Source organism: Gordonia otitidis (genome assembly GCF_020735545.1).
GTDB lineage: Bacteria > Actinomycetota > Actinomycetes > Mycobacteriales > Mycobacteriaceae > Gordonia > Gordonia otitidis.
Window position 1 is genome coordinate 14026 of sequence record NZ_CP085974.1, and the last position, 23556, is coordinate 37581.

Here is a 23556-nt window from a genome sequence, read left to right on the forward strand (position 1 = left end):
ACTTGGAGTCCATTGTTCCCCATGCGAGTGACTGGGCCCGAATCGCCTCCACCAAGTGTGGGCCGGATGACACTTGCGTACTCGTGCCGTGTGCACCTTTACAGTGGGAATCGTGACTGTGTCCCCCGCGTCGAAGTCCCCCGCGTCGAACACCTCAACGCCCCCGGTAGAGACGTCCCCGACGACCAGCAACACGGCGAGAACACCGTCTGACGGAACGGCCTTCGACTCGGGGTGGCAGCCCGACCGACTGCTCGATCGATACGAGGTACGGACGTTCGACCTCGGTCGTGACCCGGACGGCGAGGACCCCATCACCGCGACCCTGATACGCAAACCGACCACGTCGGCGCATGCGAGCAAGGGTGCTGTGCTCTATGTCCACGGCTTCACCGACTACTTCTTCCACGAACCGCTCGCCGACCACTTCCACGAGCGTGGGTATGCCTTCTACGCGCTGGACCTGCGCAAGTGTGGCCGTTCACTTCTCGCCCAGCACACGCCCCATTTCGCGCGCGACCTCGCGGTCTACGACCTCGAACTCGGACTCGCCCTCGACGCGATCGCCGATGACTTCTCCGTCGACACTCCGGTACTCGTCGCGGCGCATTCGACGGGTGGCCTGATCACCCCGCTGTGGCTCGACCGCCTCCGCGCCGCGTCGCCCGAGCGCCATGCCCGCGTCTCCGGACTCCTGCTCAACAGCCCGTGGCTCGACCTGCAGGGCGAGCCGGTGCTGCGCAGCTATCCGGTGACCATGTTCATCAAAGGCGTTGCCGCCGTGCGGCCATTCGAGAAGCTGTCGCGCGAACTGTCCGGGGCATACGGCGAGAGCCTCCACGTCGACTCGCACGGAGAGTGGTCCTACGACCTGACGATGAAGCCGCTGGGCGGATTCCCGGTCACCTTCGGCTTCCTCAACGCTGTTCGCTCGGGCCAGCGGCATCTCCACCACGGCATCGATGTCGGTGTCCCGACACTCGTACTGCGCTCGGACAAGACGAAATTCGCCAAGTACTACTCCTCCGCCGTCGACGTCGCGGATGCCGTACTCGACGTCTCACAGATCGCACGGTGGAGTGGCTCACTCGGAGGCCATGTGACGGTCGCCCCCATCACCGGTGCCCGCCACGACGTGTTCCTGTCCGTGGCGTCCGCCCGCGCCCAGGCATACGCGGAGGTCGACCGTTGGCTCGATTCCGTGGTCGAGCCGATCCGACAGGAGCACGCATCATGACCACCCTTCCCGATACGACGCCCCGCACGCAGACGGTCGATCTCGCGATCATCGGGAGCGGTAGCGGTAATTCCATCCCCGACGACCGATTCGACCAGAAGAGCATCGCCATTTTCGAGGAGGGAATCTACGGCGGAACCTGCCTGAACGTCGGTTGCATCCCGACGAAGATGTTCGTGTACCCGGCAGAGGTGGCCGACATCGCCTCCGACGGCGACCGTTTCGGTGTGCACTCGCGCGTGGAGAGCGTCGACTGGCCCGCGATCCGCGACAGGGTATTCGGTCGTATCGATCCGATTTCGACCGGCGGACTGCAGTACCGCGAACTCAAGTGCGAGAACATCACCGTCTACGACTCCCACGTCGAGTTCGACGGACGCGACGACGACGGCAACTACCGACTCGTGACTGCCGATGCGGTGGTGCTCGCCCGTGAGGTGGTGATCGCTGCCGGGTCGCGACCGACGATCCCGGAGGTCATCACCTCCTCCGGGGTGACCTACCACACCAACAACGACGTGATGCGTCTGCCCGACCTGCCACGACGCATGGTCATCCTCGGGAGCGGTTACATCGCAGCCGAATTCGCGCATGTCTTCGGTTCACTCGGCACAGATGTCACGATCCTCGCGCGTGGTCCGATGTTGCTCCGCAAGCTCGACGTCGAGTTGTCGACCCGCTTCACCGACATCGCGGCAGGCAAGTGGGATGTGCGCCTCAACCGTGACCTCGTCACCGCGGAGGATCGTGCAGGCGGTGGCGTGCGTCTGACGTTGGGAGGTGACGAGGTCGTCGAGGCCGACGTGCTTCTCGTCGCCACGGGCCGCGTCTCCAACGGCGATCGCCTCGGGCTCGCGACGATCGGCCTCGAGTTGACCGACGACGGACGCGTCGAGGTGGATTCACACGGTCGGACCGGTGCGCGCGGAGTGTGGGCGCTCGGCGACGTGAGCTCCCCGTTCCAGCTCAAACACGTGGCCAACCACGAGCAGCGCGTGGTGCAGGCGAATCTCTTGAAGGGTTGGGATGCAACAGATCTCGACTCATTTCAGCACAGCGTGGTGCCGGCGGCGGTCTTCACCCACCCGCAGGTGGCCGCGGTCGGCATGACTGAGTTCGAGGCACGCGATTCGGGCCACAACATCGCCGTCAAGGTGCAGGAGTACGGCGACGTCGCCTACGGCTGGGCGATGGAGGACACCACCAGCGCGTGCAAGGTGATCGCCGATCGTGACACCCGCCAGCTCCTCGGAGTGCACATCATCGGACCGCAGGCACCCACGTTGATCCAGTCCGCGATCCAGGCGATGAGCTTCGGGCTGGGAGTCGAGGAGATGGCGCGCGGGCAGTACTGGATCCACCCGGCGATGCCGGAGGTGCTGGAGAACGCCCTGCTCGGACTGGAGTTCTGACCGTCTAGAACACCGCGGACCGCAGCGAGATCTCGCTGGCCAGCTCCTTGGCGGCCTTCTGCGGAATCCAGTGGTCGACGCCGGGTAGCTCGCAGAATCGGTAGTCGCCGTAGACGTAGCGTCCGCTCCCCTCCGCCTGAGCGCGGCCGAGCGCTGTGTCGGCATCGGACCACACCAGCGTTGTCGGGATCTCCACAGGTGGACACGCCAGTGTCGCCGCGATGTCGCCGGTGAAGTTGGCGCGGTACCAGTTGAGTGCTGCGGTGAGTGCTCCGGGCTCCTTCAGCGGTGCGAGCTCGTCGGCGGTCACGCCTGCGCGACGTAGCAGCACGCCATTGCGTGCAAGCAGCTTCTCCTCGGCGCCTCCTGCGATGAAATCCTTGATGTAGGAGGACTTCTCGCGCTGGTCGTCTGTGGTGTCCGCGGATTTGATGGCGTCACGCATCGCCAGCGGATGACCTGTGCTCGCGACGACCAATCCGGTGAAACGGTCGGGATGCTTGCCTGCGAGATGCCAGGCGACGATCCCTCCCCAGTCGTGTCCGACGAGAATCGCGTAGGGCACCTTCATCGCGTCGAGTATGCCGAGGGCATCGTCGACCAGCGCGTCGAGGCGATAGGCCTCGACGTCCGCGGGGCGCGCGGCCGGGCTGTAGCCGCGTTGGTCGACCTGGATCGTGCGCAGACCCGATTCGTGCAGGCGAGCGGCGACGTCGTCGAAGCAGGAGCTGTTCACAGGGAACCCGTGCAACATGAGGACCCACGGTCCGTGGTCGGGGCCGCCGACGCGGACGTCGAAGGTCAGGTCGCCGACAGTGATCTCGCGCCGCTCAGTTTCCACTCCACCAACCCTAGCGGCGTCGCATCGGTCCGACCCCCGGGTTGGCGCGTCGGATTTCTCACTGGCCCCCAACCAGGTGGTGGACTATCGCCGGTGGCCGGCGCGACCCGCCGGCGGCGACGATGGCACGAAGAGCGTTCAGGTCGAGATGTGTGCGCACCAGGTCGGCCATGAGATCGAGTTGCCTCTCGCGGATCGCTGCGACGTTCGTGTCGGGTGCGGGTGAGAACGCTTTGCCCGCGACCGCGGAGACGTCGCGCAGATAGGCTCGCCGGAACTCGTCGGAGGCCAGCAACCCGTGCCAGTGGGTACCCCGGACGGCATCACGGCACGCGCCCTCCAATCCGTGCTCGACATCGTCGATCCACGGCTTCTCCGACGAGTCGACGACGCGACCATGATGTATCTCGTAGCCGGTGACCCGGACTCCGTCGACGAGGCCACTTGTGGTGCGTAGCACCTTGTCGGGGTCGAAGCGCACGTCGACGTCGAGGAGGCCGAGTCCGTCGACGGCCGCGTGCCCGGTGCGCCCCGCAGTGGACTCCACCGGGTCGACGATTCGTCGACCGAGCATCTGGAAACCGCCGCAGATCCCGAGGATCGATCCGCCGCGCGACGCCCGTTGAGCCAGCGCGACGTCGAGCCCACGCTCACGCAGCCACGCGAGATCGGAGACGGTCGCACGCGTCCCCGGCACGACGACGAGGTCGGCCGAGCGGATCGACGACGGGTCGGCGACCCAGGTGACGTCGACGCCGGGTTCGCACGCAAGCGCCTCGACGTCGGTGGAATTGGAGATGCGGGGCAGCCGGATCGCGGCGACGGTGAGGCGCTGCGCCCCGTCTGTACCCCGTGTGTCGGGCGGTCCGACCCTGCGTCCCACCGGAGCGGCCAGCGAGTCCTCTGCGTCGATCCAGAGGTCGTCGACGAACGGGAGAACGCCGAGTGTGGGGCGACCGGTCAGCGCGGTGAGCGTGCGTAGTCCTGGGTCGAGGATGGATTGGTCGCCGCGGAACTTGTTGATCACGTAGCCGGCGATCAGCGCCTGATCGTCGGGATCGAGGATGGCTGTGGTGCCGAACAGGTGCGCGAGCGATCCGCCGCGGTCGATGTCGGTCACCAGCAGAGTGGGTAGCCCGGCAGCTCGCGCCAGGCCCATGTTGGCGATGTCGGAGTCGCGCAGGTTGATCTCCGCGACAGAGCCGGCGCCCTCGCAGATCACGACGTCGAATTCCGCACGCAGGGAAGCAAGTTCATCGGCGACCACATCGCGCAGCTCGGCGCGGCGGGTGAGATAGTCGCGTGCCCCGACATCACCTGCCGGCTTGCCTCGAACCACGACGTGCGAGCGTCGGTCGCTGCCCGGTTTGAGGAGCACCGGATTGAACCGCGTCGACGGCGACAATCCACACGCCGCGGCCTGGAGTGCCTGGGCCCTGCCGATCTCACCGCCGTCGAGAGTGACCACGGAATTGTTCGACATGTTCTGGGCCTTGAACGGTGCGACCCGTACCCCGTCGCGGGCGAGCGCACGGCACAGACCGGCGACGACAAGGCTCTTGCCCGCATCCGAACTCGTGCCGCCCACGAGCAGCGCACCCAGTAACCGCGTCACCGGCACACCCTACCGGGACGGGTCGTCGGCGGGCGCCCGCGTGGGATCACCGTCCGCGAACCGCCGGTGGGCCTCCTCGACGTCGGGCACATGATCCTCGGCCCAGGCGCGCACCGCGGCGAGTGGAGCCAGCAACGAGCGACCGAGATCGGTGAGTTGGTACTCGACGTGCGGCGGCTGACCGCCGAGGTCGAGGCGATCGACGAGGCCGTCGTACTGCAGAGCGCGCAGCGTCTCGGTGAGCACCTTCGGCGTGATGCCCTCGATGTGCGCCTTGAGCGCACTGAAGCGCATCGATCCGTCGGCGAGGGCGGTGACCACGAAGACCGTCCATCGTGCCCCGATGCGGTGCAGGACGATCCGGCTCGGGCACGAGGCCGCCATCACGTCGTACGCCTTGGACATCGCAACTCCTCTCTCGAGCTCGACCACTCGCCGATCTGCGCTGATCGCCGACGATTTCGTTGAAGATACCGGTATCAAATCCATACCGTGACTGTCGTTCAGCCTACTCAATCCGAAAGGAACGTTGTCATGACCACACACGACGTGAGCACCCCCGCCACGAACACCACACTGGCCGGCACGACCGTCCTCGTCGTCGGCGGCGCAAAGAATCTCGGGTTGGCGATCGCGCAGCGCGCCGACGCGGCGGGCGCATCGGTCGTCATCGCCGCACGCGACATCCGTTCAGCGGAGAAGGCCGCCGCCGCACTTCGCACGGGACGCGCCATCGCCCTCGACATCACCGACGAACAGTCGATCGCGGACGCCGCAGCCGAGCTCGGAGCGGTCGACCACATCGTGAGTACTGCCGCGGCGCACCACAACGTACCGCTGTCCGAACTCGACCACGACGCGACGGCAAAGGCCTTCGACGCCAAGGTGATCGGGCCGATGGTGCTGGCCAAGCACTTCGCCCCACACATGCCCCCGAGCGGATCGATCACCCTGTTCTCGGGTGTCGCCGCATGGAAACCATCGCCGGGGTTCGCTGTTATGGGCGTGACGAACGGCGCAGTCTCCGTTGCGGTCAGTCATCTGGCCAATGAGCTGAAACCCATTCGCGTGAACGCGATCTCGCCCGGCATCATCGACTCGGGAACCTGGGACGAGATGCCCGTTGCCGACCGCGGCGCGTTCTTCGACGGTGTCGCCGAGGGCAATCTCGCCGGTCGCGTCGGAGCCGCCGACGACATCGTCGACGCCGCCGAGTGGCTACTCACCGCGGGCTTCGTGTCCGGTGAGACGATTCACGTCGAGGGCGGCGCCCGCAGGGCATGATCGACGCCGCACGAGCAGCGGTACGGTCAGTCGGCACCGGCGATGATCGACCGTTGCTTGTTGAACATCGTGGCGAGATTGCGGGTGGGGTCAGAGTCCGGCGTCGATGCGGTCGAGGTACCCGACGAGTCGTATTCCTCGACGAAGACGACCCCGCGCTCGACACCGATCACCATCACGGACTTGAGGGTGAACGTGCTGTAACCGCCGCTGGCCGAGCCCGTCATGGTCAGCGCGTGGTACGACCCGTCGATGCCGGACACCGTGAGCGGTTCGATGTGGATCGGGAAGGCCACGCTCGCACCGGACGTCGTCACCGTTGCCGTGAAGTCTTTGCACGTTGTCATGAGGTGGTCGAGGTTGGACGTCAGGTCGGGGTCGTCCGACTTCTCGACGAGCGCCGAATAGGTGACCGACGTCAGGGAGCCACTGTCGCCGATCGTCTGGATGCGCGCCGCGCCGTCACCGCTGGCAGTACTACCGAAACCGAGCCGTTTGCACTCCGGTTTGTCGACACTGATCGCATCGTCGGCCTTGTCGGTGTTGGCAGACGAACCACTCGACTCGCTGAATGTGCCGCCGGCAACGGGAAAAGCGGACTGCGGCAGGAGCAACGCGGCAGCGGTGGCGGTGGGCGTCGACCTGCTGCCGTTGCCTCCGAGGGTGAACACCAGAACGACCGCGACGACCAAGACGACGACGATCACCGCAACGATCCCGCCGACGATCCACCAGACCGTGCCGGTGCGCCGCGGAGGCCGACCGCCGGGCGGAAACATGCCGGGCTGCTGGGCATACGGTTGACCGGGATACTGCCCGAAGGGCTGGCCACCCTGACCGCTGTATGACTGGCCGTATTGAGGCGGCTGACCGTACTGGGGCTGCTGACCGTATTGGGGCGGCTGGCCGTACTGGGGCTGTTGACCATGCTGAGTCCCAGGGCCGTACTGAGGCGGCTGACCGTAGTTCGGCCCCGGAGCCTGGGGCGGGTGTCCCGGACCGACGGGCCCCCTCCCGCCGAACGGTTCCGGATTGGGGCCGTATGGCTGACCCACGTCGTGCAACCTCCTCACGCAGCCGCGACTACCAGTGCGGCCACGCACCGGCCTCCACGGAACTCTCTAGTTGTCGGGAATCGTCAGCACTTCGGCGCCGTCGTCGGTGACGACGAGCGTGTGCTCGAACTGAGCGGTCCACTTCTTGTCCGCGGTGACGACCGTCCAACCGTCGTCCCACATCTCCCACGGGAGTCCACCGAGGTTGATCATGGGTTCGATCGTGAACACCATGCCGGGTTCGATGACCGTGTCGACGTTGGGTTGGTCGTAATGCAGCACGACGAGTCCGTTGTGGAACGTCTCCCCGATTCCGTGCCCGGTGAAATCACGAACGACGGTGTAGCCGAATCGATTTGCGTACGCCTCGATCACCCGGCCGATGACGTTGAGTTCACGCCCCGGCTTGACCGCCTTGATCGCTCGTTCGGTGGCGATCCTGGTGCGTTCCACCAGGTCTCGCACCTCCTGCGAGACATCGCCCGCCAAGAACGTCGCATTGGTGTCGCCGTGCGCGCCGTCGATGTATGCGGTTACGTCGATGTTCACGATGTCGCCGTCTTCGATGACCGTCGAATCGGGGATGCCGTGACAGATGACCTCGTTGAGAGACGTGCAGCATGACTTGGGAAAGTCTTTGTAGCCCAACGTCGACGGGTAGGCACCGTGATCGATCATGTACTCGTGGGCGATGCGGTCGAGTTCGTCGGTGGTGACCCCGGGGGCCACGGCCCTACCGGCTTCCGCGAGTGCATTGGCGGCTATCTTGGAGGCGACACGCACCTTCTCGATGACCTCGGGAGTCTGGACCCACGGTTCGTGCCCCTCGTTGACGGTCGGCTTCCACGCGTATTCCGGGCGCTCGATCGAGTCGGGCACCTGCCGGATGGGTGTCGGCTTTCCTGGTCGCAGAGCAGTTCGCACGGTCATATCTCCAGACTAGGCTCCGTGATCTCGATCAGTTCGTCGGGCGCCCACGACGGCCACTGCGCCGTGCCCGCGTGGTCGCCGTCGACGAAACGTGCGACGATCCGGGTGACGTCGGGAGCAGAGTTGTCGTACACGGTCGCGTGATCGACCATGCCGATCGCGGCAGACACCAGAGCCCACAGACGCTCATACCTTCCGCGGATCTTCTCCTCCGGTACGAAATGCCCACCTTCGACCACCCGCTCGGCGACACGTGCCACCGAGAGTTCGACCGGCACGAGTACCACGTGGAGGACCACGACGTAGCCCGAGCGTCGCGCGCGGGTTATCAGGTGCAGCTTCGACGGATGCGAGAACACGGTCTCGGCGACAAACGACTCGCCCTGCTCGATCAGCGCTTCGCGGATTGTCGAGGCGATCCGTGCAGCCTCATAGGAGTGCGCCTCGGGAGCATCCGGCCAGCGATCGCGGGCTATCACGTCGGCATTGACGAACACGCTGCCCGGCAACAGCGGCGCGAGGCGCTGCTCGACGAACGTCGTCTTACCAGAACCGTTCGGCCCGACGACGAGGTCGAGCCGCTTCACAGAACGATCTGCGTACCGTCAGGGAGATGCTTCACGACACGTCCCTGCTCATCGAGGGCGACCGTCGCGAGACCACGAGCCGCGCGATCGGCGACATGATTGCCGGTGGCGAGCGACTCTTCGAGAGACGCAGCGATCTCCGCGTTGAACACCGCCCCCTCCTCGATCGACAGATCACCGAGCGGGAGCCGTCCGGCGAGCGCGGCCTCGACGCGACGTCGGGCGACCTGCCGCTGGTCGGACACCTCACGACCGACCCGCACCCAGTGCTCGAGTTGCTGGCGCGCAGAGCGCTGTTCGCGTCGACCCTCCGACGCCGCGGCGTCGACGAGCTCCGACGAGAAACGAGTTACCTTGTCGGCGACGTTCGTCATGACTCCTCCTGACCACGAACCTCTGCCCAGTGTAGCAATCTGCTACAGACGAGGCCGATCGAGAGCCAGATCCCTTGCTCGTCGTGGTCGGTACGACGACTAAGGTGAGACTAAGCCGACACATTGCCCCAGGTGGCACAGATGGCACGTCAAGGAAAGCGGGAGGTCGCGAGCGATTGAGGTCTTCACGGGTGCTCGCGGTGGTGCTGGGAGCGTTCGTCGCGCTTGTCGCCGGATGTAGCACCGCACCCATCCAACAGCCGACGAGCAGTTCGGTTGCCGCGACCGCACACCTGCGCAACGGGCCTTCGACAGCCACACTTCCCGACTCCGATGTCGTGCCCGTCACCACGACACCTGCCATCACGTTGCCCGCGACGGTTGACTCCGTCGGACACGGCAACGTGACGGTCGCCGATACAAGCCGCATCATCGCGATCGACCGCAACGGAACACTCTCCAACACCGTGTTCTCGCTCGGTCTCGGATCGCGCGTGGTCGGCCGCGACACGTCGACGACGTTCCCGTCCGCGTCGAAACTCCCCCTCGTCACGACCAACGGACACACGCTCAGCGCCGAAGCGGTACTGGCGCTGAACCCCACCGTGGTGCTCGTCGACGAGGACACGACGCCGCCGGGCGCCGTCGACCAGATCCGCAACTCCGGTATCCCGGTCGTGGCGTTCACCTCGACGAGAACCATCGCCACCACTCCCGCTCTCATCCGCGACGTCGCGGCGGCCCTCGGTGTCCGGCAGGCAGGCGAGCAACTCGTCACAAGGACCGAGAAGGAGATCGCCGACGCTCGAGCAGCGGTGCCGGACCCGTCGGGCAATCCGCGCATGGCGTTTCTCTACATCCGCGGCCCACGACTGGTGCTCATGTCCGGACCTCAATCGGGAGCCGACGACCTGATCGCGGCGCTCGGTGGCACCGACGCGGGCACGACGTCAGGCCTGAAGCCGGGATTCACCCAGGTCACCACCGAGGCTCTGCTCACCGCGAATCCCGACGTGATCCTCGTGATGACCCAGGGTGCCGACTCGGTCGGTGGGCTCGACGGCGTCCTCGCGCTCCCCGGGGTCTCGCAGACCAGTGCGGGTAAGGCGCGTCGAGTGGTGCAGATGGACGAGACGGAGATGCTCTCCTTCGGGCCGGACACCGGAAAGGTGCTCGGCGCACTCGGCCGGGCCGTCTACGCATGACCCTGCAGAGCTCACCGTCACGATCCCGGCGTCTCGCGACCCGCGGTGGCCGCGTACCCGGCGTCGTCGTGATCGTGGCTCTCGTGGTGTTGACCGTTCTGGTGGTGATCACCTCGGCGGCTGTCGGGCAGGTGAGCGTGTCGCCCGTCGAGGTCCTCGGTAGCCTCGCACACCACCTCCACCTGTCGATCGGACCGCTTCCGGCCGAGATCGGCGAGTACACGCTGTGGAACGTTCGCTTCCCCCGAATCGTGATGGGTCTCATCGTCGGCGCCGCACTCGGAGCGGGCGGGTGCCTCATGCAGGGCGTGCTTGCCAATCCCCTTGCGGAACCGGGCGTGGTCGGTGTGTCCTCCGGCGCCGCTGTCGGCGCAGCGCTGATGATCGTCGTCGGCGGTGTCGGCGTGAACGGATGGGCGCTGGCCGCCGTTGCCTTCGTGTTCGCCCTGGCGACGTCGGCAGCGGTCTATGTCCTCTCGCTCCGCGACGGTTCGTCGTCGCCGATCATGTTGGTGCTGACCGGGATCGCGGTCAACGCCTTCGCGCTCGGCATCATCGCGTATCTCACCTTCATCGCGTCGACGACCGCCCGCGAACAGATCGTGTTCTGGCAACTGGGTTCACTCGAGGGCATCGGCTGGGGGCCGGTGTGGGTGGCTCTCCCGCTGGTCGTGGCCGCCGTCGCGGCGTCGTTCCTGTTGGTGCACAAGCTCGATCTGCTCGCTCTCGGCGAGGTGCAGGCCGCGTCGTTGGGTGTCAACGTGGAAGTGGTGCGTCGCCAGGTCATCGTCCTGGTGGCGATCCTGACCGCGGCCGCCGTCGCGTTCACGGGGATCGTGATGTTCGTCGGACTGATCGTGCCGCACCTCATGCGGCTCATCGTCGGACCCCGACACTCGATCCTGTTGCCGACCAGCGTCATCGGCGGCGCATTGGTGCTCGCGGCCGCCGACCTCGCAGCCCGCACCGTGATGCCTCCGGCGAGCCTGCCGCTCGGCCTGTTCACGTCGATCGTGGGCGGGCCGGTCTTCTTCCTGCTCCTGCGCCGCAGTCGCAACGCGGGGGCCGGGTGGTGACCACGGAAGCAGCGACCACCTCCGGGTTGCTCGGCGAACACATCGACGTCGAACTCGGTGGTCGGCTCGTCGTGCGCGATGTCACTCTCGCGGTTTCGCCGGGTGAACTCGTCGTGCTGGTCGGCCCCAACGGGTGTGGCAAGTCGACGCTCCTGTCGGTCATGGCGGGCCTACGTACCCCGCAGGCGGGCCGGGTGATGGTCGACGGCATCGACATCGCGGGGATGCACGCGCGCGAACTGGCACGGGCACGTTCGCTGGTGACCCAGCAGAACCGGCCGGACACACCGTTCACCGTCGCCGAGGTCGTCGAGATGGGGCGGTACCCGTGGCTGCGCACGCCGCAGGCCGCCGAGTCGCCGCGGATCATCTCCGAATCGATGCGCGTGTGCCATCTCGACGACATCGCCGAGCGCCCTTTCGGCCAGCTGTCCGGGGGCCAGCAGGCGAGGGTCTCGTTGGGGCGTGCGCTGGCGCAATCGACCCCGATCATGCTTCTCGACGAACCGACCGCGGCCCTCGACATCCACCATCAAGAGGGCGTCCTCGACATCCTGCGCAGCCATCGCGACAACGGCGCAGCCATTCTGCTTGTGGTCCACGACCTTTCGCTCGCCGCCGCCTACGCCGACCGCGTCGCCCTGATGAAGCAGGGCCACCTGCTGGCCGTCGGATCGGTGCGCGAGGTGATGACCGCCGACCGACTGTCGGAGACCTACGACCATCCTGTCGAGATCTGGGACCATCCCGAGACTGGTGCCCCGATCATCATCCCCCGACGACAGTGAGTTGATCGCCGACTCGCCGCGTCATTCACGCGACTGCGAAGCCCAGAGCGGGTGCCGATGCCGAGCGAGCGTCGTATTAGGGTGCACGGTGGTCGTCTGAACGATTCGGCCAGGGAAGGGCTGACAGGCAATGAGATTCAAGCGCGCTACGTCACACTGGTGTGCAGCGGGAGCAGCGGCTGTGGCAGTGATCTTGACCGTGGCTGGTTGCTCGGTCGATGGCGACGCGGTCGCTTCCTCGGGCGATGAGTCCGTCGATGTCGCCACACTCGACACCGGTCGATACCCCACCAGCCCCCGTCCGACTTTCGGCACCGTCACCGATAGCGTCGAGATTTTTCGCATCGACGCTCAACGGTTGGCACAGTATGTCGTCGTACCGTTCGAGATCGATCCAGACCTCACGTCGACGTCCATGCCCACCCAGGCGATCATGGGGTCGCCGGGTGGCTTGATTTCGGACTCAGCGAACAATGTGGCCGTCAACAAGGACCGATTTCTCTTCGGGTTCTCCGTGGCTGCGGGCACCCCCGACTCCCAGCTGCGACAGGGTAATCCACGCAGCCTGAACGCACTGGTGTTGCGATACGCGACGCCCGAGGACGCGAAGACCGCCGCCACGCAGATGGCGGCAGCCACTGCCTCCGACAAGAAGACTACGACGGGCACACTTGCGGGAATGCCGGACACCGTCACCGTCGCCGGTAGTACGGGCGACAACCGGCAGCTGATGACCTTCACTTATCACCAGACCTTCGTGATCTACGAATGGTTCGAGACCAACTCGGCACACGCCGACCTGCTCGAACCCACTGTTCGAAAGGCCATCGGCTTACAGACCGCACTCGTCGATCAGTATCCGATACGGCTGAACAAGTTCGAACGCGAACAACGGGGTATCAAGAACATCGACTACCCGGTTCAGGACCAGAACAAAGTCCTCGTCTACGCCTTGCCATACACCGACGCGGAAATCGAGAACAAGGACTCGACGATCCTACGCAGCAGCGTGCGCGCAGTGTACGGACCACGTGGTATGGCACAGACAAGTGATGATCCGGTGACGACCTTCACCACACTGACCAAGGTGGGATCCACAGCCAACGCTGTCGAGAAGTCCGTCGTCTACCGTGCGAACACACCCGAGGGCGCCACGACCATAGTGGACAAGTTCCGAGCGAGTGGTACATCGCGCGGATGGAAGGACATGCCCGCACCCCCCGGCCTCCCCAATGCGCGCTGCGCGTCCTCAGCCAACTCGACGAACAACGTCTACCAGTGCTACGTCAAGAAGGGCCGCTATGTCGGAGAGGTCTCCTCGACGGACAAGAAGGACGTCTACCAGCAGGCAGCTGCGCAGTATGTGATTCTCACCAAGGCCGACCAGAATGCTCACTGAATAAAGTCGCGGGGCCCGTCACCGTCATGGGCTTGTCCCGACTCCGCTGCTCACTCAGAACCGTGCGGTCGGGAACCGCTGCGCGCCGACGAGGAACCGCTCGTGCTCGGCGTGCAGCCGGTCGTGAAAGTCCGGTGTATCCGTCGGACCGAAACCGACGACCGGCTCCCGCTTCTCCAGCCGCGAGAACACCGAATCGCAGAACTTGTCGACGTCTGCCCCGTGTGCGTGGTCAGGTCCTGCCAGACCGGTCGCCACGGCGGGCGGGACGAGCTCTGATACTGCCACACTCGTTTCTGCGGAGCAGGACACCACGAACACACCAGCATCCGGCCGCAGTCCGGTAGACGACAAGCTCTCCCGTGGGGAGATGCAGAAGTGGGTTGCCTGGAAGCGTGCGACAGACACCGTCATGGACGCGGTGATCGCAGCGACAGCTCATCCAGCGTGTCGGCACCATCGCCGCACGCCACATCATCGCCACCGACGAGGGTCGCCGGCTGGCGGCGCACGCACGCACCGTTCACGCCGAGGCGGTCCGAAGCCACCTTCTCGAACCCTTGACTTCCTTCGACTCGCGAGAGTTCTGGGCCGCTGTGAACACGCTCGCGCGAAGACCAGTGGACTGATCGTCCGGGCATCACGGACGCGACGACGTCGCGTATCCCGGCGGGAGGAAGTTGAAGAAGTCGCGCGTCACCGCCACCGCGTTGTTGGAATCGGCGCCGCGGACGACGAGCGTCGCGAAGGCGAGGTCGCCGCGATAACCCGCGAACCAGGCGTGCGATCCGCCGTCGAACTCCGCCTCACCGGTCTTGCCGTAGATCTCGCCCTCGTCGGCGATCGTGGTGCCCGTGCCCTCGGTGACCACGGCCCGCATCATGGGCCTGACCTTGTCGACGACGCCGGGCTCCAGCTCGGGAGTGGGACCGGTGACCTTCGTCGGTTTGCCCAGGATCAGCTGCGGGACAGGCCGTTTACCGTCGTTGGCGACGGTGGCGGCAACAAGACTCAGGCCAAGAGGACTCACCAGCACCTTGCCCTGACCGAAGCCGTCCTCACTACGGGCCACCAGTTCGCTGGCGATGGGCACCGAACCCGACACAGCGTCGAGACCGGCGATTTCGTACTGCTCCCCTACCCCCATCGCCGCGGCGGTGTTGGCGAGATCCGACGGCCCCATCATGCTCGCCAGGTGAGCGAACGTCGTGTTGCACGACGCCGCGAACGCCTTGAGCATCGAGACCGTACCCAGCGAGAACCTGTCGTAATTGGGTATCGTTCGCGGACCGATCTCGATCTCGCCGGGGCATGGTACGAGCGAATCCGGTTGTGCGAGATCACGTCTGATGGCTGTCGTCGCGGTGACCATCTTGAACGTCGACCCGGGCGGGTAGAGTCCGGTGGTCGCGATGGGTCCGCTGGTGTCGGCCGCCTTGTTCTGCGCGACCCCCAGAATCCGTCCGGTTGACGGTTGGATCACGACCATCGCGATCTGAAATCGATTGGTGGCGTCGACCGCCCGTTGCGCGGCCTCCTGAACCGCGCGCGACAGGCTCAACGACACCGATGGCGCGGGGGTTGCAGCGTGGTCTGCCAGGACGTCGGCATCGAGGCCGTTGGGATTGACCGTCACGACGCGCCACCCGACATGACCGTCGACCTCGCTGTCGACGACCTTTTTGACCTGAGACAACAGCGTGGGGGCGAACCCGGGGTCCTTGGCGACGAGTTCGGCCTGCTCGTTGGTGACCACTCCGGGGATGGCCAGTTGATCACGCAACCTGTCGAACTGCGCCTGGTCGAGCCGGGTGATGGGGTACTGGCCATCAGTGGCCGTCGAGTCCTCGGCGATCTTCTGCGGGTCGAGTGACATGCCGGTCGCATTGAGCGCGGCGGTCAGACGGGTCACGGAGTCGGCGACGGACCCCTGCTCGGCGGCCTTCTTGGCGTCGAAGTTGACCCCGACGACGGTCCCGTTGACCATCACCTCGGAGCCGTCGGACTCGTTGACCGTCGCGCGTGGCGCCTCGACGATGCGCATCGACAGCCGTTGATTCGCACCGAGATCCGGGTGGATGTCTGTCGACGTCCAGCGCACCGCCCAGCCCGAATCGCTTCGGCCCATCTTCACCGTTGCGGGATAACTCCACTCGCGGCCGCGGGGTAGCTTCCAGTGATAGGTGACGTCGATGTCGGCAGTGTCCCCGTCGATGTCGGCGCGCCCGGTCTCCGCCGTCATCGACGAAGCACCCAACCCCGACCATGCGCCTTCGAGTCCCTGCGCCGCCTGCGTCGGGTTGTCGGTCAGCGAGGCCGCACCGTCGACGTCTCGTTTGCCGAACTGTGCGAGAAAATGTTGCGCGGCCTGGCGCGGGCCGTCGTCGGCGGACGTGCACGCGGTGCTGCCGAGGACGAGCGCAGCGCTGATCGCCACGGGAACAAGGGAAACGACGTGACGTCTGCAGAACACCATCGGTTGCCGATGATAAGGCGGCCGAGGCCGCGGACCCGGGAGGCTCGCGGGCCACTGCGCCGGGTGACGGCCTCTCAGTCCACCAGAACGGTGGCGAAGGTGCCCACCTCGGTGAATCCGACGTGTTCGTACACGGCTCGCGCAGGAAGATTGAAGCTGTTGACGTAGAGGCTCGGGATCCGTCCCTGTGCCTGCACGGCGGCGGCCACCGCGGCGGTACCGCCGGCGCCGAATCCTCGTCCACGTTTGTCCGGATCGACCCAGACTCCCTGAATCTGGCCGACTCGGCGTGAGAGAGAACCTATCTCGGCCTTGTACACCACCTGGCCGTTCTCGAACCGCGCGAACACCCGCTGCGCGGAGATCAACGCGGCCAGGCGGCGTCGATACGATCTCCCGCCGTCGCCGGCACACGGATCGACGCCGACCTCACCGATGAACATCTCGATCGCCGCCGGCAGGTAGACGTCGAGGTCGTCGAGTGTCACCAGTCGCACCGCCGGATCGGGAGCCACGCTCGGTGGTCTCGCCAATGCGAGCAGTGGCTGCGCCGGCCTCACCTCGCGCGCCGGACCCCATGCCGGGCTCAGCCGATCCCACATCGCCAGCACGAGGTCGGAGCCCCCGACGATCGACGAGCACACGCGCGCACTCGACAGCGCGCGTTCTGCGAAGTAGTTCATGTCCGCGGTCGTACCGACGAGCGGTATCAGGTTCGCTCCCGAGAAACACAATGACGTGGAGGGATTGTCGGCCGTCCACAGTTCGCCGCCGAGGAGTCTGGGGTCGATGCCGTGTGTCTCGAAGCGTGCGGCCACCATGCAGCTGGCGATCGGATCGGCACCGAGGACGCGCGCCACCGTCGGGGCGTCACGTGCGCCGAGCGGTTTGTCGCCCAACAGCCTCAGCACGTCTTTCCTCCATCAGCCAGGAGCGGGTTCCCTGCACGGAATGACGCGCGTCGGGGCCGACACCCGTTGGTCAGGAAACAGTCACGACGGGTGCGCCCATCGTGCCTTCTCCAGTTTCTCCTGATTCACCCGCGATCCGCAGCGCTTCTTCGATGAGCGTCTCGACAATCTCCGCCTCGGGGACGGTTTTGATGACCTCACCCTTGACGAAGATCTGTCCCTTGCCATTTCCGGAGGCCACCCCGAGATCGGCCTCCCGTGCCTCACCCGGGCCGTTGACGACACACCCCATCACCGCCACACGCAGCGGGACCTCCATGCCCTCGAGCCCGGCGGTCACGGCGTCGGCCAGCTTGTAGACGTCGACCTGCGCGCGCCCACATGAGGGGCACGACACGATTTCGAGTTTGCGTGGTCGCAGGTTGAGCGACTGCAGGATCGCGTCGCCCACCTTGATCTCCTCGGCGGGCGGCGCCGAGAGCGACACGCGGATGGTGTCGCCGATGCCCTGGCTGAGCAGTGAGCCGAAGGCCACCGACGACTTGATCGTGCCCTGGAAGGCCGGGCCCGCCTCGGTGACGCCGAGATGCAGCGGGTAATCGCACTGAGCAGCCAGTTGGCGGTAGGCCTCGACCATGATGACGGGGTCGTTGTGTTTGACCGAGATCTTGATGTCGCCGAAACCGTGCTCCTCGAACAGCCCCGCCTCCCACAGCGCCGACTCGACGAGCGCCTCGGGAGTGGCCTTGCCGTACTTCTGCATGATGCGCTTGTCGAGCGAGCCCGCGTTCACGCCGATGCGGATCGGAATCCCGGCGTCGCCCGCCGCCTTTGCGACCTCCTTGACGCGACCGTCGAACTCCTTGATGTTGCCCGGATTCACGCGGACCGCTGCACATCCGGCATCGATGGCGGCGAAGATGTATTTCGGCTGGAAATGGATGTCGGCGATCACCGGGATCTTCGACTTCTTCGCGATGATCGGCAATGCGTCTGCGTCTTCCTGGCGAGGGCACGCCACCCGCACGATGTCGCAGCCCGATGCGGTCAGCTCAGCGATCTGCTGGAGGGTTGCGTTGATGTCGTGGGTCTTCGTGGTGGTCATCGACTGCACCGACACCGGATAGTCACTACCCACGCCGACCGATCCGACATGGATCTGACGGGTTTTTCGGCGCGGCGCGAGCACCGGAGGCGGACCGGCGGGCATACCGAGACCGATGGCGGTGGCACCGTCTGTGGCTGGTGCGTTCATCTCGTACTCCTCGAAGCGTTATGGGTTCTGTGCGCGGACGTCGTGTCGGGGCTGGACGAGCCGCGCATCAGAAGATCCTGATGGGGTTGACGATGTCGGCGGTGAGCGTCAAGACCATGAAACCGGCCATCACGATGACCACGGCATAGGTGATCGGCATCAGCTTGTAGTAGTCGACGACACCACCAGGCGCCCGACCGAACCACCTGCGCACGGTGTCGCGGCCCTTCTCGTAGCCGACGATCGCCATGTGCCCGCCATCCAAGGGTAGTAGCGGCACCAGATTGAACAGCCCGAGGAACAGATTCACGCTGATGAGCAGCAGCAGGAAAACACTCCACTGCCCGTGCTGGACGGTCTGTCCGCCCATCACCGACGCACCGTAGACACTGACCGGTGAGTCCGTCGCCCGCTCACCACCGGTCACCGCCGCCCAGAGCCCACTCACCTTCGACGGTAGCGAGATCAATGCCTTGAACGTCTCCACCAGGAGTTGCCCGGTGAACGAGAACGTGCCCGGCACCGCGGTCGCGATGTTGTAGTGGTTGACGGGCTCCGGGGGTGCGTTGAGTTCCACGCCGATCGCGCCGACCGTGATCGACTCGAGAGAGCCGTCCTCGGCCCTCTGCATGCGCTGGACCTGCGTGACGGGTACGTCGATACTCATCGTTGCGCCGTCCCGCAGCACCTCGAGATTCGCCGTCCCCTTGGTCTTCCACGTCGTGGTGATCAGATCCGCGTTGTTGTCGACCTGGTGACCATTGATCGCGACGATCTGATCGCCGGACCGCAGCCCTGCCTCGGCGGCAGGACTCGGACCCGAACACGCGGTCGGGTTGCCCTTCGCATCGGTGGACGGAGCCACGCACGTCGCCTTGTCGACGTAGACGGGCGCATTGTACGCGTCGGGACCGATCTTGGGCAGCCCGAATGCCACGGCGACGATGAATACGAGAACGAGACCCAGGATGATGTTCTGTGCGGGGCCCGCCAGCAGTACGACGAAGCGCTTCCAAGGCTTCTGTCGGAACATGGCGCGGTCACGCTCGTCCTCGGCGAGCTCGTCGTAGGGCGTCATACCCGCGATGTCGCAGAACCCTCCGGCGGGGATCAACTTGACTCCGTACTCGGTCTCACCCCGCTTGGTCGACCACAGCGTCGGTCCGAAACCCACGAAATAGCGGCGTACCTTCATCCCGGTTGCCTGGGCGGCCCACATGTGGCCACACTCGTGCCAGGCGACCGACAGCACCAGTGCCAGCGCAAACAGCACGACACCGATCGCGAAACTCACTACTCAGACTCCAATTCGACGATCCCGTTGCAGACCTTCGTCCGGTGGCCTGCCGTCAGTCGGATGCGCGTGCGACGAGCTGAGCGGCGCGCTCACGGGCCCATGCGTCGGCGGCCAGAATCTCCTCCACAGTACCTGGCTGTGCACGCCACTCATCTGCGACGGCGAGCACATCGGCGATGATCCCCACGATTCGCGGGAATGCGATACGACCGGCGAAGAAGCCCGCGGCCGCCGCTTCGTTGGCGGCGTTGAACACCGCCGTCAGGCTGCCGCCCGCGCGACCGGCCTCGCGTGCCAGATCGATCGCGGGAAAAACGTCGTTGTCGACCGGCTCGAACGTCCACGACGACGCGGTGGAGAAATCACAGGGGATCGACGACCCCGGGACACGGTCGGGCCAACCGAGGGCCAGCGCGATCGGCAGCTTCATCGACGGCGGCGAGGCCTTGGCGATCGTCGCGCCGTCGACGAAGGTCACCATGGAGTGGACGATCGATTGAGGGTGCACCGTGACGTCGATCCGGTCGTAGTCGACGTCGAAGAGCAGGTGGGCCTCGATCACCTCGAGTGCCTTGTTGACGAGCGTGGCTGAGTTCAGTGTGATCAGGGGCCCCATCGACCACGTCGGATGTTTGCCCGCCTGCTCGGGTGTGACGTTCTCGAGTTGCTCGCGCGTCCACCCTCGGAACGGTCCGCCGGAGGCCGTCAACACCAGGCGTGACACCTCGTCGGCGGTCCCGGCGCGCAGGCACTGCGCGATCGCGGAGTGCTCGGAGTCGACGGGGACGATCTGTCCGGGTGCCGCGGCGTCGAGAACCAGTGCTCCTCCCGCTACGAGTGACTCCTTGTTTGCGAGCGCCAGTCGGGCTCCCGATTCCAACGCGGCCAGGCTCGGTCGTAGCCCGATCGACCCGACGATCGCGTTGAGCACGACGTCGGCGTCGACGGACTCGACGAGTCGACACATCGCCTCGTCACCGGCACCACCGTCACCGCCGAGTACACCGTCGCCGAGATCGACCGCGAGCTTCTCCGCGGCAACGGGATCGGCGACTGCGATCCGGTCGGGGGCCAATCCGGTCGCGCGGGCCTGGGCGGCAAGGATGTCGGGTGAGGCTCCGCCCGCGCCGAGTCCGACGACTTCGAAGCGGTCGGGGTGCTCTGCGATCACCTCGAGGGCCTGCACCCCTATCGAGCCGGTCGAGCCGAGGATCAGTACGCGTGTGCTCACCCGACCATTGTCACTCACCGGCCACTTCACGCAGGCGGGTGCACCGTGCGCCAGTGTTCGGCGATCTCGATCCGCCGCGGAATCCACACGCCGTCGTGCGACTGCACGTGATCGAGAAAGCGTTCGAGCGCCGCCAACCGCGCGGGCCGCCCGACGACACGGCAGTGCAGACCGACCGACAGCATCTTCGGCGACCCCTCGACGCCTTCGCGGTAGAGCACGTCGAAGGCGTCACGCAGATGCGTGTAGAACTGTTCTCCCGACGGAAATCCTCCCGGCGAGGCGAACCGCATGTCGTTGGTGTCCATCGTGTACGGCACGACGAGGTGATCGACTTCCTCGATGACCCCGTCGGTGCGACGCGGCACCCGTACCCAGTACGGCAGGTCGTCGGCGTAGCTGTCGGAGTCGTAGGCGAATCCGCCGTACTCGACAACGAGATCGCGCGTCTTGGGCGAGTCCCTACCGGTGTACCAGCCGAGCGGTCGTGAACCGGTGATCTCGGTGAGCAATTCGATCGCCGCCCGCATGTGCTCCCGCTCTACGTGCTCGTCGACCATCTGGTAGTTCAGCCAGCGATACCCGTGACAGGCGATCTCGTCACCACGTTCGACGAACGCGGCGGCCACCTCGGGGTTGCGGGCCATCGCCTGTGCGACGGCGAAGATGGTCAGCGGCAGACCGCGCTTGGAGAACGTGCGCAGAATGCGCCATACGCCCGCGCGGGACCCGTACTCGTAGAGCGACTCCATGCTCATGTGCCGGTTGGGGAACGACTGCGCACCGACCATCTCGGACAGGAAGGTCTCACTACCACGATCGTTCTCGAGGACGTTGTTCTCGCTGCCCTCCTCGTAGTTGAGGACGAACTGCACGGCGATCTTCGCGTTGTCGGGCCACTGCGGATCAGGAGTGGTACGTCCGTACCCGATCATGTCGCGCGGGTAGTCCTCGGTGCGGTAGTCGGCGAGAGAGCGTGTCGTCGGAAGCATGGCGGCATTCTCCCCCACATCGAGCGTGGCCGTGCGACAGGGCGTGGGGGCTGCCGCTATGCTCATCGTGAACTACTACTGATCGTCAGAGACGGCCGTGGCATTGTCGGCCGACTCGATCCGCTCCGGCACCGGAGCGCCGTCACGTCAGTTGTTGGGCAGTGAAATGTCAGTCCTTTGGCAGTGAGGAGCCACCGTGGCAAGCACCGAGGTCGAGCACGACAAGCACGAGCAGATCGACACCGGTTGGAAGCATGAGCCCGCCGACGCCCCCTCTGCCCGGTTCGGCTGGCACGGGACCGCCACCAAGACGGCGTACGCCGCCGGGTGGTTCTGCGTTGCCGCGCTGCTGTTCATGCTGATCGGCAACCAGGTCGGCCACGTCGAGGACATCTACCTGGTGGTCATCGCGGTCATCCTCGCGTTCATCCTGCTCTACAAGATGTTCAAGAAGAAGAAGTGGAGCTGAGCGGCTAGCTCGTCGTCTCCTCCGCCGCGAGCTGACCGCACGCCGCGGCGATCTCCTGTCCACGGGTGTCACGCACCGTGCAGGAGACTCCCTGCGCACGCACCCGCCGGACGAACTCCCGCTCGACGTCCTTGGGGCTGGCATCCCACTGCGATCCAGGAGTGGGGTTGAGCGGGATCAGGTTCACGTGAACCCGTGATCCGAGAGCTTTGTGCAGTTTTTTGCCGAGCATGTCGGCCCGCCACGGCTGGTCGTTCACGTCGCGGATCAACGCGTACTCGATCGACACCCGACGCCCGGTGGTATCGGCGTAGTAGCGGGCGGCGTCGAGGACCTCCTGCACCGACCACCGGTTGTTGACGGGCACCAGGGTGTCGCGCAGTTCGTCGTCAGGTGTGTGCAGTGACACCGCGAGCGTGACCGACAGGCCTTCGTCGGCGAGTCTGCGGATCGCGGGTGCCAGCCCGACGGTCGAGACCGTCACCGAGCGCGCCGAGATCCCCAGACCCTCCGGGCTCGGTGCCGTGATCTGACGCACTGCGGAGACGACGCGCTTGTAGTTGGCCAGCGGCTCGCCCATACCCATGAACACCACATTCGACAACCGGCCCGCGTCGCCGAATTCACCGTCGCGCAGCGCTCGGGCGGCCACACGCACCTGATCGACGATCTCGCCGGTGGACAGATTGCGATCGAGTCCGCCCTGCCCCGTCGCACAGAACGGGCAGGCCATACCGCACCCGGCCTGGCTGGAGATGCACAGCGTGTTGCGATCGGTGTAGCGCATCAGCACGCTCTCGAGGAGCGTGCCGTCGTGCAGGCGCCACAGCGTCTTGCGTGTGCTGCCGTCGTCGCAGGCGATATGTCGCACGGGTGTCAGCAACTGCGGGAACAGAGCCTGCGCCACCGCCGGGCGAGCCGACGCCGGAAGATCGGTCATCTCCTCGACATCGCCGTTGAGGCGGGAGTAGTACTGCCGGGCCAGCTGGTCGGCACGGAACTTCGGCAGTCCGAGTTCGCTGATCACCGCGCGTCGACCGTCGGCGTCGAGGTCGGCGAAGTGTGTCGGCGGCAGCCCCTTCTTGGGAGCCTCGAACACGAGCGGTAATGACGTCATGAATC

Annotated in this window: 23 protein-coding genes; 8 read left to right on the forward strand and 15 right to left on the reverse strand. The window is 65.8% G+C overall.

Annotated features, from left to right (window positions below; genetic code table 11):
* Positions 1 to 250 precede the first annotated feature (250 nt).
* Both LK459_RS00070 and LK459_RS00075 read left to right on the forward strand, forming a co-directional pair.
* Positions 251 to 1237, forward strand: coding sequence for an alpha/beta hydrolase (locus LK459_RS00070; protein WP_227923993.1), 987 nt, complete (start codon positions 251 to 253; stop codon positions 1235 to 1237).
* The gene (locus LK459_RS00075) at positions 1234 to 2649 is read left to right on the forward strand and encodes a mycothione reductase (protein ID WP_227921037.1); all 1416 of its coding nucleotides are present in this window, start codon (positions 1234 to 1236) and stop codon (positions 2647 to 2649) included. Before LK459_RS00070 ends, LK459_RS00075 begins: the two co-directional genes overlap by 4 nt.
* 4 nt (positions 2650 to 2653) lie before the next feature.
* Here the strand turns inward: LK459_RS00075 and LK459_RS00080 are convergent, their stop codons facing one another.
* Genes LK459_RS00080 through LK459_RS00090 form a run of 3 tightly spaced genes read right to left on the reverse strand, consistent with a single transcriptional unit; the run spans position 2654 to position 5510 of the window.
* Positions 2654 to 3490, reverse strand: coding sequence for an alpha/beta fold hydrolase (locus tag LK459_RS00080; protein ID WP_227921039.1), 837 nt, complete (start codon positions 3488 to 3490; stop codon positions 2654 to 2656).
* Between the two features lie 58 nt (positions 3491 to 3548).
* Positions 3549 to 5105 carry a cobyric acid synthase gene (locus LK459_RS00085; RefSeq protein ID WP_227921041.1) on the reverse strand — a complete coding sequence of 519 codons (1557 nt, stop codon included), beginning with the start codon at positions 5103 to 5105 and terminating at the stop codon, positions 3549 to 3551.
* Between the two features lie 9 nt (positions 5106 to 5114).
* Positions 5115 to 5510 (reverse strand): winged helix-turn-helix transcriptional regulator, encoded by a 396-nt coding sequence (locus LK459_RS00090; RefSeq protein WP_227921042.1) that lies wholly within the window; start codon positions 5508 to 5510, stop codon positions 5115 to 5117.
* A gap of 129 nt (positions 5511 to 5639) precedes the next feature.
* On the opposite strand from LK459_RS00090, the gene LK459_RS00095 reads away from it, so the two are divergent.
* The gene (locus LK459_RS00095; protein ID WP_227921044.1) at positions 5640 to 6389 is read left to right on the forward strand and encodes an SDR family oxidoreductase; all 750 of its coding nucleotides are present in this window, start codon (positions 5640 to 5642) and stop codon (positions 6387 to 6389) included.
* 26 nt (positions 6390 to 6415) lie between these two features.
* On the opposite strand, the gene LK459_RS00100 is transcribed toward LK459_RS00095, so the two are convergent.
* The 4 genes from LK459_RS00100 to LK459_RS00115 all read right to left on the reverse strand — a co-directional run bounded on the left by LK459_RS00100 (position 6416) and on the right by LK459_RS00115 (position 9335).
* Entirely contained in the window at positions 6416 to 7444 is a 1029-nt protein-coding gene (locus LK459_RS00100) for a hypothetical protein (RefSeq protein ID WP_227921046.1), read from the reverse strand.
* 66 nt (positions 7445 to 7510) lie between these two features.
* Positions 7511 to 8374, reverse strand: a complete 864-nt coding sequence (map, locus tag LK459_RS00105) for a type I methionyl aminopeptidase (protein WP_007238394.1) — start codon at positions 8372 to 8374, stop codon at positions 7511 to 7513.
* The gene (locus LK459_RS00110; protein ID WP_227921047.1) at positions 8371 to 8961 is read right to left on the reverse strand and encodes a zeta toxin family protein; all 591 of its coding nucleotides are present in this window, start codon (positions 8959 to 8961) and stop codon (positions 8371 to 8373) included. Before LK459_RS00110 ends, map begins: the two co-directional genes overlap by 4 nt.
* Positions 8958 to 9335 (reverse strand): TA system antitoxin ParD family protein, encoded by a 378-nt coding sequence (locus LK459_RS00115; protein ID WP_007238396.1) that lies wholly within the window; start codon positions 9333 to 9335, stop codon positions 8958 to 8960. Before LK459_RS00115 ends, LK459_RS00110 begins: the two co-directional genes overlap by 4 nt.
* 191 nt (positions 9336 to 9526) lie before the next feature.
* On the opposite strand from LK459_RS00115, the gene LK459_RS00120 reads away from it, so the two are divergent.
* The 4 genes from LK459_RS00120 (at position 9527) to LK459_RS00135 (ending at position 13803) form a co-directional block, all read left to right on the forward strand.
* Entirely contained in the window at positions 9527 to 10540 is a 1014-nt protein-coding gene (locus LK459_RS00120) for a heme/hemin ABC transporter substrate-binding protein (protein WP_227921054.1), read from the forward strand.
* Positions 10537 to 11616, forward strand: coding sequence for a FecCD family ABC transporter permease (locus tag LK459_RS00125; RefSeq protein WP_007238398.1), 1080 nt, complete (start codon positions 10537 to 10539; stop codon positions 11614 to 11616). Before LK459_RS00120 ends, LK459_RS00125 begins: the two co-directional genes overlap by 4 nt.
* Positions 11610 to 12404 (forward strand): heme ABC transporter ATP-binding protein, encoded by a 795-nt coding sequence (locus LK459_RS00130; protein WP_227921056.1) that lies wholly within the window; start codon positions 11610 to 11612, stop codon positions 12402 to 12404. The genes LK459_RS00125 and LK459_RS00130 overlap by 7 nt, the downstream gene beginning before the upstream one ends.
* Positions 12405 to 12585: 181 nt before the next feature.
* On the forward strand, positions 12586 to 13803 hold the full coding sequence (locus tag LK459_RS00135; RefSeq protein WP_227921057.1) for a DUF7373 family lipoprotein: 1218 nt from the start codon (positions 12586 to 12588) through the stop codon (positions 13801 to 13803).
* 54 nt (positions 13804 to 13857) lie between these two features.
* Here LK459_RS00135 and LK459_RS00140 read toward each other — a convergent pair whose 3' ends face one another.
* The 7 genes from LK459_RS00140 to puuE form a co-directional block, all read right to left on the reverse strand.
* The gene (locus LK459_RS00140) at positions 13858 to 14091 is read right to left on the reverse strand and encodes a hypothetical protein (protein WP_227921062.1); all 234 of its coding nucleotides are present in this window, start codon (positions 14089 to 14091) and stop codon (positions 13858 to 13860) included.
* A 352-nt stretch (positions 14092 to 14443) separates the two neighbouring features.
* Entirely contained in the window at positions 14444 to 16279 is a 1836-nt protein-coding gene (locus tag LK459_RS00145) for a penicillin-binding transpeptidase domain-containing protein (protein ID WP_227921064.1), read from the reverse strand.
* 74 nt (positions 16280 to 16353) lie between these two features.
* Positions 16354 to 17190 carry a GNAT family N-acetyltransferase gene (locus LK459_RS00150; RefSeq protein WP_227921065.1) on the reverse strand — a complete coding sequence of 279 codons (837 nt, stop codon included), beginning with the start codon at positions 17188 to 17190 and terminating at the stop codon, positions 16354 to 16356.
* A 70-nt stretch (positions 17191 to 17260) separates the two neighbouring features.
* A complete protein-coding gene (gene ispG, locus LK459_RS00155) occupies positions 17261 to 18445 on the reverse strand; it encodes a flavodoxin-dependent (E)-4-hydroxy-3-methylbut-2-enyl-diphosphate synthase (RefSeq protein WP_007238523.1) in 1185 nt (394 codons plus the stop codon).
* A 67-nt stretch (positions 18446 to 18512) separates the two neighbouring features.
* Positions 18513 to 19739, reverse strand: a complete 1227-nt coding sequence (locus LK459_RS00160; RefSeq protein WP_227921066.1) for a M50 family metallopeptidase — start codon at positions 19737 to 19739, stop codon at positions 18513 to 18515.
* A gap of 55 nt (positions 19740 to 19794) precedes the next feature.
* The gene (gene dxr / locus LK459_RS00165) at positions 19795 to 20991 is read right to left on the reverse strand and encodes a 1-deoxy-D-xylulose-5-phosphate reductoisomerase (protein ID WP_007238525.1); all 1197 of its coding nucleotides are present in this window, start codon (positions 20989 to 20991) and stop codon (positions 19795 to 19797) included.
* Positions 20992 to 20999: 8 nt separating this feature from the next.
* Entirely contained in the window at positions 21000 to 21965 is a 966-nt protein-coding gene (gene puuE, locus LK459_RS00170) for an allantoinase PuuE (protein WP_039993895.1), read from the reverse strand.
* A gap of 196 nt (positions 21966 to 22161) precedes the next feature.
* On the opposite strand from puuE, the gene LK459_RS00175 reads away from it, so the two are divergent.
* Positions 22162 to 22434: a DUF2631 domain-containing protein gene (locus LK459_RS00175; RefSeq protein ID WP_007238527.1), complete on the forward strand. Its 273-nt coding sequence runs from the start codon at positions 22162 to 22164 to the stop codon at positions 22432 to 22434.
* A 4-nt stretch (positions 22435 to 22438) separates the two neighbouring features.
* Here the strand turns inward: LK459_RS00175 and rlmN are convergent, their stop codons facing one another.
* Complete coding sequence (rlmN, locus tag LK459_RS00180; RefSeq protein WP_039993901.1) at positions 22439 to 23551, reverse strand: 23S rRNA (adenine(2503)-C(2))-methyltransferase RlmN; 1113 nt, start codon at positions 23549 to 23551, stop codon at positions 22439 to 22441.
* Between the last annotated feature and the right edge of the window lie 5 nt (positions 23552 to 23556).

What these genes read in the sequence shown, in the direction of transcription:
- LK459_RS00075 (WP_227921037.1), top strand. Translation starts at nt 1,234, where the DNA reads ATGACCACCCTTCCCGATACGACGCCCCGCACGCAGACGGTCGATCTC.
- LK459_RS00145 (WP_227921064.1), bottom strand. Translation starts at nt 16,279, where the DNA reads ATGGTGTTCTGCAGACGTCACGTCGTTTCCCTTGTTCCCGTGGCGATC.
- ispG (WP_007238523.1), bottom strand. Translation starts at nt 18,445, where the DNA reads ATGAACGCACCAGCCACAGACGGTGCCACCGCCATCGGTCTCGGTATG.
- rlmN (WP_039993901.1), bottom strand. Translation starts at nt 23,551, where the DNA reads ATGACGTCATTACCGCTCGTGTTCGAGGCTCCCAAGAAGGGGCTGCCG.
- LK459_RS00090 (WP_227921042.1), bottom strand. Translation starts at nt 5,510, where the DNA reads ATGTCCAAGGCGTACGACGTGATGGCGGCCTCGTGCCCGAGCCGGATC.
- puuE (WP_039993895.1), bottom strand. Translation starts at nt 21,965, where the DNA reads ATGCTTCCGACGACACGCTCTCTCGCCGACTACCGCACCGAGGACTAC.
- LK459_RS00125 (WP_007238398.1), top strand. Translation starts at nt 10,537, where the DNA reads ATGACCCTGCAGAGCTCACCGTCACGATCCCGGCGTCTCGCGACCCGC.
- LK459_RS00115 (WP_007238396.1), bottom strand. Translation starts at nt 9,335, where the DNA reads ATGACGAACGTCGCCGACAAGGTAACTCGTTTCTCGTCGGAGCTCGTC.
- map (WP_007238394.1), bottom strand. Translation starts at nt 8,374, where the DNA reads ATGACCGTGCGAACTGCTCTGCGACCAGGAAAGCCGACACCCATCCGG.
- LK459_RS00095 (WP_227921044.1), top strand. Translation starts at nt 5,640, where the DNA reads ATGACCACACACGACGTGAGCACCCCCGCCACGAACACCACACTGGCC.